The 16,367-nt window shown below is 72.8% G+C and carries 12 protein-coding genes; 5 read left to right on the plus strand and 7 right to left on the minus strand.

Features of this window, described 5'->3' with window-relative positions:
- Position 1: 1 nt before the first annotated feature.
- From ACQEVU_RS53710 to ACQEVU_RS53730, 5 genes are all read right to left on the minus strand, one after another.
- Positions 2 to 1,153 (minus strand): acyl-CoA dehydrogenase family protein, encoded by a 1,152-nt coding sequence (locus ACQEVU_RS53710; RefSeq protein WP_433338720.1) that lies wholly within the window; start codon positions 1,151 to 1,153, stop codon positions 2 to 4.
- Positions 1,150 to 2,835, minus strand: a complete 1,686-nt coding sequence (locus tag ACQEVU_RS53715) for an acyclic terpene utilization AtuA family protein (RefSeq protein WP_433338722.1) — start codon at positions 2,833 to 2,835, stop codon at positions 1,150 to 1,152. Before ACQEVU_RS53715 ends, ACQEVU_RS53710 begins: the two co-directional genes overlap by 4 nt.
- Complete coding sequence (locus ACQEVU_RS53720; RefSeq protein ID WP_433338724.1) at positions 2,832 to 3,641, minus strand: TIGR03084 family metal-binding protein; 810 nt, start codon at positions 3,639 to 3,641, stop codon at positions 2,832 to 2,834. Before ACQEVU_RS53720 ends, ACQEVU_RS53715 begins: the two co-directional genes overlap by 4 nt.
- Before the next feature lie 37 nt (positions 3,642 to 3,678).
- Entirely contained in the window at positions 3,679 to 4,266 is a 588-nt protein-coding gene (locus ACQEVU_RS53725; protein ID WP_433338726.1) for a TetR/AcrR family transcriptional regulator, read from the minus strand.
- Positions 4,267 to 4,359: 93 nt separating this feature from the next.
- Positions 4,360 to 5,037 carry a Crp/Fnr family transcriptional regulator gene (locus ACQEVU_RS53730; RefSeq protein ID WP_033363643.1) on the minus strand — a complete coding sequence of 226 codons (678 nt, stop codon included), beginning with the start codon at positions 5,035 to 5,037 and terminating at the stop codon, positions 4,360 to 4,362.
- Between the two features lie 507 nt (positions 5,038 to 5,544).
- Between ACQEVU_RS53730 and ACQEVU_RS53735 the strand changes: the two genes are divergently transcribed.
- The 5 genes from ACQEVU_RS53735 to ACQEVU_RS53755 all read left to right on the plus strand — a co-directional run bounded on the left by ACQEVU_RS53735 (position 5,545) and on the right by ACQEVU_RS53755 (position 10,045).
- On the plus strand, positions 5,545 to 6,747 hold the full coding sequence (locus tag ACQEVU_RS53735; RefSeq protein ID WP_433339751.1) for a CapA family protein: 1,203 nt from the start codon (positions 5,545 to 5,547) through the stop codon (positions 6,745 to 6,747).
- An 85-nt stretch (positions 6,748 to 6,832) separates the two neighbouring features.
- The gene (gene nth / locus ACQEVU_RS53740; RefSeq protein ID WP_433339752.1) at positions 6,833 to 7,510 is read left to right on the plus strand and encodes an endonuclease III; all 678 of its coding nucleotides are present in this window, start codon (positions 6,833 to 6,835) and stop codon (positions 7,508 to 7,510) included.
- A complete protein-coding gene (locus ACQEVU_RS53745; protein WP_433338729.1) occupies positions 7,507 to 8,109 on the plus strand; it encodes a TlpA family protein disulfide reductase in 603 nt (200 codons plus the stop codon). Before nth ends, ACQEVU_RS53745 begins: the two co-directional genes overlap by 4 nt.
- Before the next feature lie 84 nt (positions 8,110 to 8,193).
- Positions 8,194 to 8,847: an NUDIX hydrolase gene (locus ACQEVU_RS53750; protein ID WP_433338731.1), complete on the plus strand. Its 654-nt coding sequence runs from the start codon at positions 8,194 to 8,196 to the stop codon at positions 8,845 to 8,847.
- Between the two features lie 4 nt (positions 8,848 to 8,851).
- Positions 8,852 to 10,045, plus strand: a complete 1,194-nt coding sequence (locus ACQEVU_RS53755; RefSeq protein WP_433338733.1) for a MarP family serine protease — start codon at positions 8,852 to 8,854, stop codon at positions 10,043 to 10,045.
- Between the two features lie 4 nt (positions 10,046 to 10,049).
- Here the strand turns inward: ACQEVU_RS53755 and mycP are convergent, their stop codons facing one another.
- Positions 10,050 to 11,309, minus strand: coding sequence for a type VII secretion-associated serine protease mycosin (mycP, locus tag ACQEVU_RS53760; protein WP_433338735.1), 1,260 nt, complete (start codon positions 11,307 to 11,309; stop codon positions 10,050 to 10,052).
- A gap of 965 nt (positions 11,310 to 12,274) precedes the next feature.
- A complete protein-coding gene (eccCa, locus tag ACQEVU_RS53765; RefSeq protein ID WP_433338737.1) occupies positions 12,275 to 16,285 on the minus strand; it encodes a type VII secretion protein EccCa in 4,011 nt (1,336 codons plus the stop codon).
- Between the last annotated feature and the right edge of the window lie 82 nt (positions 16,286 to 16,367).

The raw sequence follows: 16,367 nt of genomic DNA on the forward strand, positions 1-16,367 counted from the left end.
CTCAGACCCCCAACTGCTTCGCGATGATCTCGTTCATGATCTCCGTGGTCCCGCCGCCGATGCCCATGATCCGAGCGTCGCGGTAGTGGCGCTCGACCTCGGCGTCGCGCAGGTACCCCAGGCCGCCGTGCAGCTGCACGGCCTGGTCGACGACGTGGTCGCAGGCCGCGACCGCGGTGTTCTTCGCCATCGCCACCTCCGTAACGAGCCGCTCGCCGCTTGCGACACGGACCGCCACGTGGCGGACGTAGGTGCGCGCGACGTCGACCTGCCGTGCCATCTCGGCCAATCGGTGCTTGATCAGCTGCCGGGCGGCGAGGGGCCGCCCGAACGTGTGCCGGTCCCGCACCCACGCGAGGGTGAGGTCCAGGCAGCGCTGCGCGGTCGCGTACGCCTGCACCGCCAGCGACAGCCGCTCGGTCGCGAAGTGGGTCATGAGCTCGGCGAACCCGCCCACGACGTGCCGGCGCGGCACCCGGACGCCGACGAACGCGAGCTCGGCGGTGTCCGAGCAGTGCCAGCCCATCTTGTCCAGCCTTCGGGTGACCTCGAAGCCGCCGTCGACGACCAGCAGCCGGAACCCGTCCGCGGTCTGCACCGCGGTCGTGGCGAAGTCGGCCCGCGCCCCGCTGGTGATGAACGTCTTGGCCCCGTCCACGACGTACTCGTCCCCGTCGAGCACCGCCCGGGTGCGCACGCCGGCCACGTCCGACCCGCCGCCGGGCTCGGTGACCGCCAGGCAGCCGATCCGCTCGCCGGCGAGCGTCGGGCGCACGAACCGCTCGATGAGCTCCGGGTCGCCGGTGCCGACGATGTGCGGCAGCGCGATGCCGTGCGTGAACAGCGCCGCGACCAGCCCCGACGAGCCGCCGGCGAGAATCAGCTCCTCCGTAAGCACCACGCTGTCGAGCAGGTCGCCGCCGGACCCGCCGATCTCCTCCGGGTAGCCCACGCCGAGCAGCCCGATCCCGGCCGCCGTCCGGTGCAGCTCGCGGGGCACCTCGCCGAGCCGCTCCCACGCGTCCAGGTGCGGGAGTACCTCCCGGGTCACGAACGCGCGGGTCAGCTCCCGCAGCCGGCGACGCTCCTCGGTCGCGAAGGGGTCGCTGTGTTTGTTGTTCGCGGCCACTCCGCTTCGCTGCGTACCGCTCATGCCAGCAGCTCCTCGGGCACCTCGACCACCCGGGAGCGCAGCCACTCGCCGAGCGCCTTGCCCTGCGGGTCGAACCGCGTGCTGGCCGCGACCCCTTCGCCGAGGATCCCGCGCAGCACGAAGTTGATGGCGCGGAGGTTGGGCAGCTCGTACCGCTCGACCTCGCCCGCCTCGGGCAGCAGCTCCTTGAGCCGCCGCTGCGTCAGTTCGCTGCGCAGCCACTCGTAGGCCCGCTCGCTGCGCGCCCAGACCCCGACGTTGGCGTCCCCGCCCTTGTCGCCGGACCTGGCCCCGAACAGGTTCCCGAGCTCGGTCCTGACCTGCTTCTGCCCGAAAAATCCAGACGCTGGCGCGTCCGGATTTTTCGGACTTATCACCATATTCGGGCTCTCGGGCGGATCAATCGGCTTGCGAGTCCCGTCCGGAAGGACCGCGATGTGCGGTACCGCGGCCTGAGGTACCGAAAAATCGGTAAAAATGCCGAACGGTGCGGCGTCGCCGGGCGGGGCGGTCAGCGCCAGGCCGGGGTAGGAGGCCAGCGCCAGCTCCACCGCCGCCTGCGAGAACGCGCGGCCGGGGCGCTTGGGATCCGGGCCCTTGATGTGCACGGTGAGCAGCGCGCTGGCCGACGGCTCGTCGGCGGCGTCGGGGTGGTCGGTGCGGGCCAGCGTGAACTCCAGGCCGTCCGGGCCGAGCGCGTCCGTGAGCTGCGCGCGCACGAGCGCCGCCTTCGCCGGGATCTGCAGGCCGCACAGCACGAACGTCATCGCGTTGCGGAAGCCGCCGAGCGTGTTGACGCCGACCTTGAGCGTGTCCGGCGGCGGCGCGCCGCGCACCCCGTCGATGCGCACGCGGTCCGGGCCGTCCTGGCGCAGCCGGATCGTGCCGAAGTCCGCGACAACGTCCGGGCCGAGATATTGAGGGGAGCCGATTTCGTAGAGCAGCTGAGCGGTCACCGTCTCGACCGTTACGGCGCCGCCCGTGCCCGGGTGCTTCGTGATCACCGCGCTGCCGTCGGCGTGCAGCTCGGCGAGCGGGAAGCCGGGGCGGCGGGCGCCGTCGGGCAGCTCGGTGAAGAACGCGAAGTTGCCGCCGGTGGCCTGCGCCCCGCACTCCAGGACGTGGCCCGCGACTGTGGCCCCGGCCAGGGCGTCGAGGTCGGCCCGGGTCCAGCCGAAGCGGGCGATGCCGGGGCCGACGACGAGCGAGGCGTCGGTGACCCGGCCGGTGACGACGACGTCCGCGCCGGCGGCGAGGCACTCGGCGATGCCGAAGGCGCCGAGGTACGCGTTGGCGGTCAGCGGTGCGCCCAGCCCCAGCTCCTCGGCCCGGGCGGTGACGTCGTCGCCCTCCACGTGCGCGACCGCGCAGCGCAGGCCGAGCCGGTCGGCGAGCGCCCGGATCGCGTCGGCCAGCCCGGCCGGGTTGAGGCCGCCGGCGTTGGTCACGATGCGGACGTTGCGCTCCAGTGCGGTACCGAGGACGGACTCAAGCTGGCGCAGGAACGTCTTCGCGTAGCCGGTCGCCGGATCCTTGAGCCGGTCGCGGCCGAGGATCAGCATCGTGAGCTCGGCCAGGTAGTCGCCGGTGAGCACGTCGAGCTCGCCGCCGTCGAGCATCTCGCGCCAGGCCGAGGCCCGGTCGCCGTAGAAGCCGGATGCGTTGCCGATCCGCAGCGTCATCGGGCGGCCGCCCCGGGCTCGCGGCCGGCGCCGGGCGGTCCGGCGAAGGCCTGGGCGACCCCGAGCCAGGCGATCGCGTCGTCACCGGTGGCCCGCAGCGCGAGGTCGGCCGCGGCCCGGCGCTGGGTGACCAGGAGACAGAAGTCGAGGGCCGGGCCGGCCACGCGGTTGGGCGCGTCCTCGGGCCCGAAGGTCCACAGATCGCCGTCGACCGTGGCGAGCTCGACGCGGAAGGGCGCGGCCGGGGCCGGGCGGCCGTGGCTTTCGAAGCCGTGGCCGATCGTGCGGAAGCCGATGTGGGCCACGTGCCGCAGCCGCGGCGTCGGGCGCAGGTGCTCCCGCGCGCGCTCGTCGTCGGGGAACGTCTCGGCGATGTCCCGCCCGTGCGCCCAGGTCTCCATGATCCGGCCGGTGGCGCTGGACAGGGGCGACATCGCCGTACCGAACCAGGGGCGCCTTTCGCCGGGCGGCACGTCCGTCAGGGCCCGAACGAGCGCGGCCCGGCCGGCCCGCCAGCGGGGCAGCAGCTCGTCGGGCGGGGCGACGCCGGCCGCGGCGGCCCGGTCGACGAACGTCAGCGGGTCCACGAGCGTCTCGCCGAGCCGGGCGATGAACGCGGCCGGGTCGGCGTTGGCGAGGGTGGCCGCCTCGTCGGTCCAGTGCAGGTGGGCGATCTGGTGCGCGACGCTCCAGCCCGGCGCCGGGGTCGGGCGGCTCCAGTCCTCGGGGGCGAGCCCGCTGACCAGCCGGTCGAGCGCCTCCGACTCGGCGTGCAGGTCCCGCAGGACCTCGTCGAGCTGCACCATCGCGCCTCCTTCTGGGGTCAGGCTCTTGGGATGGGTGTCAAGCGAGCAACGTGGCGAGCTGCTGCTTCCAGGCCGCGAGCAGCTGCGTGCGGCGCGGGGTGTCGTCGGTGAGCAGGTTGGCGACGCCGAGGCCGCGCAGCAGGTCGAGCGTCGCCTGGACGGCCTCGCGCACGCCCGGGCGCGACTCGTCGGCGCCGAGCAGCTCGACGGTCAGCCGGTGCATCTCGCGGCCGACCCGGGCCTCGAGGGGCACGAGCGCGTCGCGCAGCTCGGCGTCGGTGCGGGCGGCCACCCAGACCTCGAGGGCGGCGACGAACAGCGGGCCGGTGAACGCCGACGCGAGCAGCTCGATCACACGGTCCAGGCGCTGCTCGCGGTCGCCGGTGAGCGCGGCCGCCTCGGTGCGGATCTCCTCGGCGCGCCGCTCGGCGAGGTGCTGGACGGCGGCGAGCACCAGCGCGGCCCGCGTGGGGTAGTGGTGCAGCTGGGCGCCCCGCGAGACGCCGGCCCGCTCGGCGATGACCGTGGTGGTGGCGCCGGACCAGCCGAACTCGTAGAGGCACTCGACCGTGGCCTCGAGCAGGCGCCGCTGGGTGACGCGGCTTCGCTCCTGCTGTGCCGTCATGGCTTCAGGGTGTACCGCGGGAAACAAACAGTCAAGACTGATTGTTTTTGGCTGCCAAAAAAGCCGCCCGGGTGGGGCGGCTTTATGGGGGTGTCAGACTCGTGCCCGGCGGGCGAGACGCTCCGGGTCCATGATGATCACACTCTTGCCGTCCAGCCGCAGCCAGCCGCGGGAGGCGAAGTCGGCCAGCGCCTTGTTCACCGTCTCGCGCGAGGCGCCGACGAGCTGCGCCATCTCCTCCTGCGTCAGGTCGTGGTTGACCCGCAGCACGCCGCCGTCGCGGGTGCCGAAGCGGCCCGCCATCTGCAGCAGCGTCTTGGCCACGCGGCCCGGCACGTCGGTGAAGATGAGGTCGGCGAGCGCGTCGTTGGTGCGCCGCAGGCGGCGGGCCAGCACCCGCAGCAGCTGCTCGGCGATCTCGGGCCGGTTGGTCAGCCAGGGGCGCAACGCCTGCTTGCGCAGCCGGGCCAGCCGGGTGTCGAGGACCGCGGTGGCGGTCGCGGTGCGCGGCCCCGGGTCGAACAGCGACAGCTCGCCGACCATGTCGCTGGGGCCCATGACCGCGATCAGGTTCTGCCGGCCGTCGGCGGCCCGCCGGCCCACCTTGATCTTGCCGGACAGCACGATGTACAGGCTGTCGCCGGGCTCGCCCTCGCTGAACACGATCTCGCCCTTGCGGACGTCGATCGTCTCCATCTCCTTGGCGAGGGATTCCGCCGCCTCGGGCTCGACCCCTTGGAAGATCCCGCTGCGCGCAAGTACCTCGTCCATCGCGTCCACCTCAAATCCGTCGGCGCGTCGTTCGCTTCGAAAGCGATCGCGCGAACGTCAGTTTATGCATACGGGGTCGTGTTCTCCGACGTCGGGAGGATGCTGATGCTACTCGCCGACCTGCAGTACCGGCTGTCGCGCGCAAGGGCGGCGCCCACTTCGCCGGGGTGCGATATCTTCGCGTCGGACACGACCGAGGGCTGGAGTGGGGATCATATGACGGTGTACGGCGGACCGTCGCGCTGGCCGGATGAGCCGGAGCGGCCGAGTTCCCCTCAACACGATCAACCGTCCGGCCCGGTTCGCGGTTACGGCCCGAGTACGGGCAGTTTTGACGGATTTGCGGCGGGACGCCCGCCCGAGGCGCGCACCGGCTCTGTCTATGGGGGCCCCGCCAATGGCGGCGCCCGCGAGCCCGCGCCTCAACGGGTCCCGGACCGCAGTTATCTGCCGCCGGTGGACCGCGGCTACGTGCCGGAGGAGCGCGCCGGCCGGCGCAAGCTGCCGCTGCCCGGTGACCCGCCGCCCCAGCGCTCCGGCGGCGGGCGGCGCACCGCGATCATCCTCGGCGCGGTCGCCGCCGTGGTGATCGGCGCCGGCACCGCGGGCGCGGCGACCTTCCTCGGCGGCGACGACAAGCCGGCCGCGAACCAGGGACCCACGCAGCAGCAGGCGGCGGCCGGCGGCAGCTCGGCCCCCGGCTCCCAGCCGGCCGCCGGCGGCGCCGTGGCCGGGCCGGCCGACGGCATCACGCTGAGCGCCACCGGCGACATCGTCATGGGCATGGCGCCCGGCGGGCTGCCGCCGAACAACGGCAAGGGGTTCTTCGACCCGGTGAAGCAGTACCTCACCGCCGACTTCCAGATGGGCAACCTCGAGCAGGTGCTGACCGACGACACCGGCGTCGGCAAGTGCTCCGCCGACAGCGCCGGCAAGACCTGCTTCGCGTTCCGCACGCCGCCCGCGTACGTGCAGAACCTCAAGGACGCCGGCTTCATGATGATGAACATGGCGAACAACCACGCCTACGACTACGGCGAGCAGGGGTACCAGAACTCGCAGAAGACCCTGGACGGCGCCGGGATCAAGTACACGGGCTGGCCCGGCATGATCTCGGTCGGCGAGGCCAAGGGCGTGAAGATCGCCGTGGTCGGGTTCGCCTCCTACAAGTGGTCGAACCTCTGCTACGACCTCGACGCCGCCGAGAAGATCATCAAGGAGGCGGCGACCAAGGCCGACATCGTCGTCGTGCAGGTCCACCAGGGCGCCGAGGGCTCGGACAAGACCCACGTGAAGCCCGGCACCGAGATGTTCCTGGGCGAGAACCGCTGCGACCCCATCGCGTTCGGCCACCGCGTGATCGACGCGGGCGCCGACCTGGTCATCGGCCACGGTCCGCACGTCATGCGGGCGATGGAGTTCTACAAGGGCCGGCTGATCGCCTACAGCCTCGGCAACTTCGCCGGCTACAAGGCGCTGTCGTACAACGGCACGGTGGGCATCGGCGGCGTGCTCAAGGTCCAGCTGCTCGGCGACGGCACGTGGAAGAGCGGGTCGCTGACCGCCACCTACATGGTGGCGCCCGGGCTGCCCAAGCCCGACCCGAAGAAGCAGGCCATCCCGTTCGTCTCCAATCTGACGAAGCAGGATTTCCCCAGCACCGGGGCCCACATCGCCGCCGACGGGACGATCACGCCGCCGTCTTCGTAATCGCTGGATCGGGTCTCGGTCGCGCGCGACGTATTGTCGTTGCGTGACCGAGACCGCGCTGGCGTTGAAGCGACGGGCGCGGCGGATGGGGCGCGCCCTGGCGAGCATCCACCCGGACGCGCACTGCGAGCTGGACTTCACCAGCCCGCTGGAGCTGGCCGTGGCGACGATCCTCTCCGCGCAGTGCACGGACGAGCGGGTCAACCAGGTGACGCCGAAGCTCTTCGCGCGCTACCCCGACGCCACCGCCTACGCCGCGGCCGACCGCATGGAGATGCAGGAGCTCATCCGGCCGACCGGCTTCTTCCGCAACAAGACCGACTCGCTGATCCGGCTGGGCCAGGCGCTCGTCGAGCGCCACGACGGCGCGGTGCCCGGCACGCTGACCGAGCTGGTGGCGCTGCCCGGCATCGGCCGCAAGACCGCCAACGTGATCCTCGGCAACGCCTTCGACGTCCCCGGCATCACGGTCGACACCCACTTCAAGCGCCTCACACGCCGCTGGCGGTGGACCGAGGAGACCGACGAGGTCAAGATCGAGTTCGCCGTCGCCGCGCTCTTCCCGCCCGCCGACTGGACCATGCTGTCGCACCGCGTGATCTTCCACGGCCGCCGCGTCTGTCACGCGCTGAAGCCGGCCTGCGGTGCGTGCACGCTGCGGCGGGACTGCCCGTCGTACGGCACCGGCCCCACCGAGCTCGAGGTGGCCGTCAAGCTGCTCAAGGGCCCGCGCGCCGCCGAGCTCGCCGAGCTGGTGCTGTGAGGCGGGCGCTGCTGGGCGTGGCGGCCCTGCTGCTGCTCGGGCTGACCGCGTGCACGTCCGGCGGTCCCGGCGCACCCGCCGACACCGGCGCTCCGACCGGCCCGCGCTGCATCGAGCGCGTCGCGGAGCCCTCGCCCTCCGTCTCCGCTTCCGCGTCGGGCCCGGCCCTCCCGGCCATGGCGCTGCCGTGCTTCGACGGCGGCCGGTACATCAACCTCGCCGACCTCGGCGGCCGCCCGGCCGTCGTCAACCTCTGGGCCTCGTGGTGCCGCCCGTGCCTGACCGAGCTGCCGGAGGTGAACCGCTTCGCCGCCGACGGCGCCGGCAAGCTCCTGGTGGTCGGCGTGGTGACGAAGGACCGCCACGACCAGGCCAAGTCGGTGATCGAGGACCTGAAGCTGACCTTCCCGATGCTCGAGGACCAGGGCCAGCAACTGGCGATCGCCGCGAGCGCCGCCTTGTCGCAGGGCCTGTTCTCCCTGCCGGTGACGCTGTTCATCACACCGTCGGGCACGATCGCGTACGCCTACCACGGCGACCCTCTGACCTCGGCCCGCCTGAAGGAGCTCACACGCCAGTATCTTGGGGTGTCGCTGTGAAGTATTTTTCGTCGATATGTCGGGCGCGTCAGCGCCCGACATATCGGACTTATGCCTTATTTCATGTTCTCGGTGGTGTTGGGCGTGACTGACCTACCTGCGTGGTTCGAACCGCTGCTCACTCGGCTGCGCTCGTCCGAGGCCAGCGACTTCACCCGGCTCCCGACGCCGGACGGCGACGGCTACCGGCAGAGCGCCGTGCTCGTCCTGTTCGGCGAGGACCCGGTGACCGGGCCCGACGTGCTCGTGCTGCAGCGCGCCGCCACCATGCGCAACCACGCCGGCCAGCCCGCCTTCCCCGGCGGGGCGGTCGACCCGGGCGACGCCGACTCGGTCGCCTGCGCGCTGCGCGAGGCCGAGGAGGAGGTCGGCCTGGACCCGAGCACTGTGGAAGTCGTCACCACGCTGCCCACCCTGTGGATCCCGGTGAGTAACTTCCTGGTAACGCCGGTGATCGGCTGGTGGCGCGCCCCACATCCGGTCGGCCCGGCCGACCCGGCGGAGGTGGCCCGCGTCGAGCGCCTCCCCATCCGTGAGCTGGCGGATCCGGCCCACCGCCTGCGCTTACGCCACCCGAGCGGCTGGATCGGCCCGGCGTTTCGGATTCACGACATGTTGGTGTGGGGCTTCACCGCCGGCGTGCTGTCCACGCTGCTGGAACTCGGCGGATGGGCGGTGGATTGGCCGACCGGCCGAGTTGAGGAACTGCCGACATCTGGTGCCGCACCCGTACGCTGAATGCGTGTCTGGCAGCGTGATCGATATCGTCCTCCTGCTCCTCATGGTGATGTTCGCCGTCAACGGCTACCGCCAGGGGTTCCTCGTTGGTCTGCTGTCATTCGTCGGCTTCTTCGGCGGCGCGCTGCTGGGCCTGCAGCTCGGCCCGCTGCTCGCGGAGAACTTCTTCAGCTCCGACGCCGCGCGGGTGGTCATCTCGCTGTCGGCCGTGTTCGGCCTCGCCGTGGCCGGCCAGGCGCTGGCCAGCTTCGTCGGCAACCGGCTGCGCAACGCGATCGTGAGCCGCAACGCCCAGGCCGTGGACAACGCCGGGGGCGCCGTCGTGTCGGTCGTGGCGGTACTGCTGGTGGTGTGGCTCGTCGCCGCCCCGCTGAGCGCCTCCTCGCTGCCGTGGCTGGCCCGCTCGGTGAGCAACTCGATCATCCTGAACGTCGTCGACAAAGCGATGCCCGCCCAGGCCGACGCCCTGTCGCAGGCCCTGCGCGACACCGTCGACACGCGCGGCTTCCCGGACGTCTTCGACGGCCTGTCGCCGACCCGGGTCAAGGACGTCTCCCCGCCCGACCCGCAGCTGGCCGGCTCCGAGCTGGTCAAGAACGCCAAGAGGTCCGTGGTCAAGGTCCTCGGCCAGGCCCCGAGCTGCTCCCGGCGCATCGAGGGCTCCGGCTTCGTCTACGCCCAGAACCGCGTCATGACCAACGCCCACGTCGTCGCCGGCACCAAGACCGTCAACGTGCTGGTCGACGGCTCCTCCCGCCAGCTGCCCGCGACCGTGGTCGCCTACGACCCGGAGCGCGACATCGCGGTCCTGTACGTCAAGAACCTCAACGCGCCGGTCATGCCGTTCGCCACGAAGAAGTCGGAGTCCAACTCCGACGCGATCGTGCTCGGCTACCCGCTCGACGGCCCCTACGACGCGCAGTCGGCCCGCATCCGCGACCACCGCAACATCACCGGCCCGGACATCTACGAGGACGGCAAGGTGACCCGCGAGATCTACACGATCCGCGCCCTGGTCCGCTCGGGCAACTCCGGCGGCCCGCTGCTCTCCACCGACGGCAGCGTCATCGGCATCATCTTCGCCGCCGCGGCCGACGACCCGGAGACGGGCTTCGCGGTGACGGCCGATGAGGCGTCGGTCGTCGCCGAGGCGGGCAAGGCCCACACCGACGCGACGAGCACCGGCAAGTGCGCCTAGCCGGCTAGGGCCGATACCGGCGTCGGTGATGCAGCAGTACCCCCGCGGCGCCCCCGAGCAGGATCAGCAGCATGGCGGACAGCCCGGCGACCGCGCTCACCCCGGCCCGCCCGTCCTGGGCCATCCGTTCCAGCCGCGGTACCTCGGACTCGGCGGCCGGCAGCGGCGCCGCCCCGCCCGGTAGCACCGGCGCCCCGGCGCCGGCCGGCTGCGGCGCCACCGTCTCGGTCGCCGGCCCCGCCGCCCCGAGCGGGTTGGCGGACACCTCGGCCACGTTGTTGCGCAGCGCGGCGACCGGATTCACCTCGCCGTACCCGAACCGGTCGTCCCGCCCGGCGACCCCGAGGTCCCGGGCCGTCGCGATCAGCCGGTTGATCACGTTGGCCGCGCTCATCCGCGGGTACCGCGCCCGCACCAGCGAGGCCGCCCCCGCCACCAGCGGCGCCGCGAAGCTCGTCCCCTGCACCTGCCAGTACCCACCCCCCGGCCGCGCCCCCGTGAGGTTGACGGCCGGCGCCGTGAGCACGGTCTCGGGCCCGGTGAGCGACCCGGACCACAGCGTGTCGGCGGTGCGCGCGGCCCCCAGCCCCGCGACGGCGATCACCCCCGCCTCCCGCGCCGGGTACCAGACCTGGTGGGTGGACGGATCGGTGGCAACATTCCCGGTGCAGGCGACCACGACGACATCGCGCTCGGCCGCGTACCGCAGCGAGTCGGCAATGGCGTCACTGCGCAGCGCCCCACCGAGCGAAAGGTTGATCACGGACGCCCCGTGATCGACGGCCCACCGAACCGCCCGCGCGACAATGTTCGGATCGTCGTACTTGTTGGCTTTGTCCAGGACGCGAATCGGCAGGATCTTGGCGCCCGGGGCGATCCCTTCCACCCCCGCGCTGTCCAGGTTGCTGCCCGCGATCAGCCCGGCCACGGTCGTCCCGTGCCCGACGGGATCGAGGCTCCCCGCGTCCCCGGCCTTCGGATCCACGAGGTCGATGCCGGGTAGCACCTGCCCCGCGAGATCGGGATGCTTGGCGTCGACGCCGCTGTCGATCACGGCAACGGTCACACCCTTGCCGGTCGACATCTTCCAGGCATCGCGCGCGTCGAGCGCCGTGAGCTGCCACTGCCCGGCCCGCACCTGATCCGCCAGCGCCACGCCCGGCGCGACCCCCAGCGCCACCGCACATGCGAGCGCCGCCGACAGTCCCCAGAGGAGAGACCGGCCGGCGGCGCGGGAGGCGGAGGTGAGCGCGATGGACCCCATTCTGGACCGTGTTGCCCCGATCTGTCAGTCCGGTACGCCTTCCTCCCCGGAAGGTGGCTACCAGCAACGTACCGCCCGCCGTCCACCCACCCCGTCGATCGCAAGTGCCATCCCACTCCCGGCGGACGCCCTCCACGACCTGCGCACGGAGCAACGCCATTCGCCGCCACCCGGTGTTGCTGGAGCGGCTCGGTGCCCAGCCTCGAACGTGTCGGCCCGGGCGCGCCTGGCGGCTTCAGCGCGACCTCGCCCATCGCGTCCGCGCCGCCCGACTCGTGGGCCCGCAGGTCTGGGCTTGCGCTGAGCGTTTGCCGACGCGGCGTTGCCGCTGGCCCGTGGACCCGCCCGCCTGCTCGCGGGCGCTGAGCGTTTGACGACGCGGCGTCGCCGACCGGACCGTGGGCCCGCCTGCCTGCCGGCGGGCGCTGAGCGTTTGGCGATGCGGCGGTGCCAGTGGACGGCGGGCTCGCCTGTCTGACCGCTGGCGTTGCGCATACGGCGGCGTGGCGTTCCCCGCAGGCCCGCGGGCGTCGTTGAGCAGCCCGGAGCGTCGCCGTCCGCCGGGTCGCGAGCTCGGCCAGCTTGCCGCGGGCGTTGTCGGCCCGATCGCAAGGCAGCTCGTCGCCACCCCGGCGGCGCGTCGGCGGTCGCGGTGCTGGCCGGCCTCCGCGGCGGTGTCGGCAGTTGCGGTGCGTGCTGCGCGGCTGTGCAGATCCGGTCGCGGTGCTGGGCGGCGCCACGGCGGGTGTCGGCGGTTGCGGTGCTGGGCGGCCTCCGCGGCGGGTGTCGGCGGTTGCGGTGCTGGGCGGCCTCCGCGACGGGTGTCGGCGGTTGCGGTGCTGGGCGGCCTCCGCGGCGGGCGTAGGCAGTTGCGGTGTGTGCTGGGCGGCTGTGCGGGTCCGGTCGCGGTGCTGGGCGGCGCCGCGGCGGGCGTCGGTGGTCGCGGCAGCGTGCGGACGTGCTGGTCAGGTTGCGGGGAGGTCGGGGATCTGGATCAGGGTGCCGCTCTCCTTCCTCGACACCAGGCGGCCGCGGCCCGGGGGAAGTGGCGTGAACCTTACGTCGCCCAGGACCGTGCCGTCCTCGCGGGTGCCGGACATGATCAGGCCCGGGGACCAGGACTCCTTGAGCAGTTTGATGACCGGCTCGTAGAGCGATGCGGCGGCGCCGCCGCTGCGGCGGGCCAGGATCAGGTGCAGGCCGATGTCGCGGGCCTCGTTCAGGTAGGGCAGCAGCGGGGCGAGCGGGCTGGGGTTCGTCGGGAGCATGTCGTAGTCGTCGACCAGGACGAAGCACTGCGGGCCGGTCCACCAGTTGCGGTTGCGCAGCTGGTCCTCGGAGACGTCCGTGCCGGGCATGCGGCGCTGCATGTAGTCGGCGACGGAGGCGATCAGGTCCGTGGTCTGCTGCGTGCTCGTCCCGTAGCCGATCAGGTGGTCCGTGCGCACGGCGCCGAGCAGGCTGCGGCGGTGGTCGATCAGGACGATGCGCGCCTCCTCGGGCGTGAACCGGGTGGCGACCATCGTGGCGATCACGCGCAGCAGCGTTGAGCGGCCCGACTCGGGTGCGCCGAACACCAGGAAGTGCGGGTCGCTGGCGAAGTCGATGCGAACCGGCCTGAGGGTGGACTCCGCGATGCCGATCGGCAGCGCGAGCTTGTTGGCCGGGTCCGCATCGTCGGCGATCGCCGAGAGCGGCACCGACGGGGGCAGCAGACGGACCGGCCGGGCCGGTGCGCCCGTCCACGCCGCCGCGATCGAGCTCACCAGGCCGGCCGGATCGCCGCCGGTCAGCTCCGGCTGGACCACCAGCAGGTGCAGCCCCTCCGGCGTGATGCCCCGCCCGGGCGCCTCCTTCGGCACGGTGTCGGCCACCTTGCGCGTCGTCGCCATGGTGTCGGTCACGTCGCCCAGGCGCAGCTCGACCCGCGCGCCGAGCAGGTCGCGGAAGTTGGACCGGAAGTCCATCCAGCGCGGCGCCGAGACGATCATGTGGATGCCGTAGGCCAGGCCGCGCATCGTGATGTCGAGCAGGACCGGCTCGAGCTCCTCGTAGTCCTTGCGCACGGTCGGCCAGCCGTCGATGACGAGGAACACGTCGCCCCAGCCGTCGTCGGGGTTGCCGGCGCCCCCGGCCGCGCGCCGGCGCCGATAGGTGGCCATGCCGTCGATGCGGGCGTCGGCGAACCGCTGCTCGCGCTCGGCGAGCAGCGACGCCACCTCGCCGACCATGCGCCGGACGAGCGCCGTGTCGAGCCGGCCGGCGACCCCGCCGACGTGCGGCAGGTCGCGCAGGCCGCCGAGCTGGCCGCCGCCGAAGTCCAGGCAGTACACCTGGACCTCCTCCGGCGTGTGCGTGAGCGCCAGCGCCGTGACCAGCGTGCGCAGCGCCGTGGACTTGCCGCTGCGGGGTCCGCCGACGACCGCGACGTGCCCCTGCGCGCCGTCGAGCCGGAACCACAGCGCGTCGCGCCGCTGCTCCAGCGGGTTGTCGACGAGGGCGACCGGCACGTGCAGCGCTCCGTGCAGCTGCGGGTTGGTCACCGCGAGCCCGCGGACGCGGTCGGCCGCCACCGGCCCGAGCAGGTCGTCCAGCGGGGCCGAGGCCGGCAGCGGGGGCAGCCAGATCTGGTGCGCCGGCACGCCCCGCCCGACGAGCCGCTCGACGATGATGTCCAGCAGGCTCTCGCCCTCGGGCACCTCGGCGGGCCGGGCCTCGGCCTCGGGCTCCGGGGGCAGCGGGACGAACCGCGTCCCGTACTGCATCACCTGCGGCCGTCCGCCCCCGCCGGACGCCGCCGCGGACTGCCCGCTGCGGTGCCAGCGCCCGCCGACGTAGGCGCCCTTGAAGCGGATGAGCGCCTCCGTGCCGGACTTCAGGTAGCCGTGCCCGCCGGGCTTGCGGGGCAGCTCGTATGCGTCCGGCACGCCCAGCACGGTCCGCGACTCGAGCGACGTGAACGTGCGCAGGCCGATGCGATACGACAGGTGGGTGTCCAGCCCGCGCATCCGGCCCTCCTCCAGCCGCTGCGAGGCGAGCAGCAGGTGCATGCCGAGCGACCGCCCGAGCCGCCCGATCTGCACGAAGATGTCGATGAACGCCGGCCGCTCCTGCAGCATCTCGCTGAACTCGTCGATGATGACGAGCAGGCTCGGCAGCGGCGCGAGCGGCGCACCGCCGGCCCGGGCGTGCTCGTAGTCGCGGACCGAGCTGTAGCCCGCGTTGCGCAGCACCTCCTGCCGGCGGTTCAGCTCGCCCTTCACGGCCTCCTGCATCCGGTCGACCAGGATCAGCTCCCTGTCCATGTTGGTGACGAACGCGGCCACGTGCGGCAGCCGGTCCATCCGCGCGAAGGTGGCGCCGCCCTTGAAGTCGATGAGCACGAAGTTGAGCGTCTCGGAGGAGTGCGTCGCGGCGAGCCCCAGCACGAGCGTGCGCAGCAGCTCCGACTTGCCGGAGCCGGTCGCGCCGATGAGCAGGCCGTGCGGTCCCATGCCGTCCTCGGACGACTCCTTCAGGTCGAGGTCCACCGGCTGCCCGTGCGGCCCGACGCCGATCGCGACCCGCAGCCGGTCGCGGTGCGGCCGCGGTGCCCAGCTCCGGGCGACGTCGAGCGTCTCCGGGTCGCCGAGGCCGAGCAGCGCCGGGAACTCCAGGTCGGCGCCGGCCTCCCGGGCATCGCCGGCCTGCTGGTCGGCGGCGCCGGTGACCGCGAGCCGCAGCGGCGAGAGCCGCCGCGCGACGGCCTCGGCCTCCGCGAGGTCGAGCGCGTCGGCGATCCCGATCGGGGGCTCGGGCTCGGCGATGTCGTTGTCCGCCGAGATCGTGGTCAGCCGTCCGCTGGACACGTCGAGGACGATCGTGGACCGGTCGAGCAGGCGCGGCGGCTCCCGCTCCAGGTCGACGAGGGTCACGCCGTCGACGCCGCCGTCGGTGCCGAGGTGGGCGCTGCCGGACAGGTCGCCGCCGTCGAGGATCACCACCAGATGCGGCATGGACGACGGGACCTGGCCCTGGTCGGCGTCGAACCGCCCGCGGGCGCGCAGCAGGTCGTCGAGGCGCTCCTCGAGCTCCTTGGCGGTATCGGCGAAGAGCCGCACGGGCCCGAGCGAGTCGACCTGGGTCGGGTGCAGCGCGTGCGGCAGCCACTTCGTCCATTCCCACCACTCGCGCCGCTCAGGCGCGACGCAGACCGCGACCAGCAGGTCGTCGGGGGCGTGAAACACCGTGAGCTGGGCGAGCATGGCGCGCGCGAGCGCCCGGGCCGGATCGTGCGGCCCGCCGAGCCCGGCGCCGTGCCCGCGCGATCCCGGAACCCGGCCGGAGCGCAGGTGGATGCGCGCGAAGCTGCGCATCGAGATCGCCACCGGCAGGTCGGGCACCACCGAATAGGCGTCCAGGAACCGGCGCAGCGCCGCCGCCGTCATTGGCTCCAGGTCTTCCAGCGGCCGGGTCAGCGGCGGGATCAGCGGGGTCGCGAGCGTCTGCGGGCCGACCGCGACCCGCACGATCGCGAAGTCGCCGTCGCTCGGGCGCCGCTCCCAGAGCCGGAACGAGTCGACCGAGGACCACAGCGAATGCGGGTCGGGGTGCCGGTAGTGCAGGCCGGTGCGCTGCCTCGTCGCCGTGTCGCGCACCCGCCGGCGCAGCGTCGCCAGGTGCCGCAGGTACTCCCGGCGGGCCGCCATCATCTCCGCCTTCTTCGGCGTCCCGCCGCCGGCCGAGCTGAAGAGCATGCCCAGCGTGGAGAAGCCGAAGATCGCGCCGATGACGTAGGAATACGTGCCGCCCTCGCGCCCGGCGAACAGCAGCGCCGTCGCGATCGTCCCGGTCAGCATCGGGACGACCTGGATCATCTGCTGCCAGCGCGATCCCGCCGCCGGCGGGATCTCCGGAGGCGCCTGCACGACCAGCTCCCCGCTCGGGATTTCTGGAGCGGGGCGCCGCGGTGCTCGTTTGACGACGACCGATGTCACGCCGGGGACTTTAGGCGGCGGGTACGACATTTTGTGGCCCCGGAAGGGCGTTCGTGACGAGTTCGTCACTGTCTGAAATCAA

Source organism: Dactylosporangium sp. CA-139066, assembly GCF_050936175.1.
GTDB lineage: Bacteria > Actinomycetota > Actinomycetes > Mycobacteriales > Micromonosporaceae > Dactylosporangium.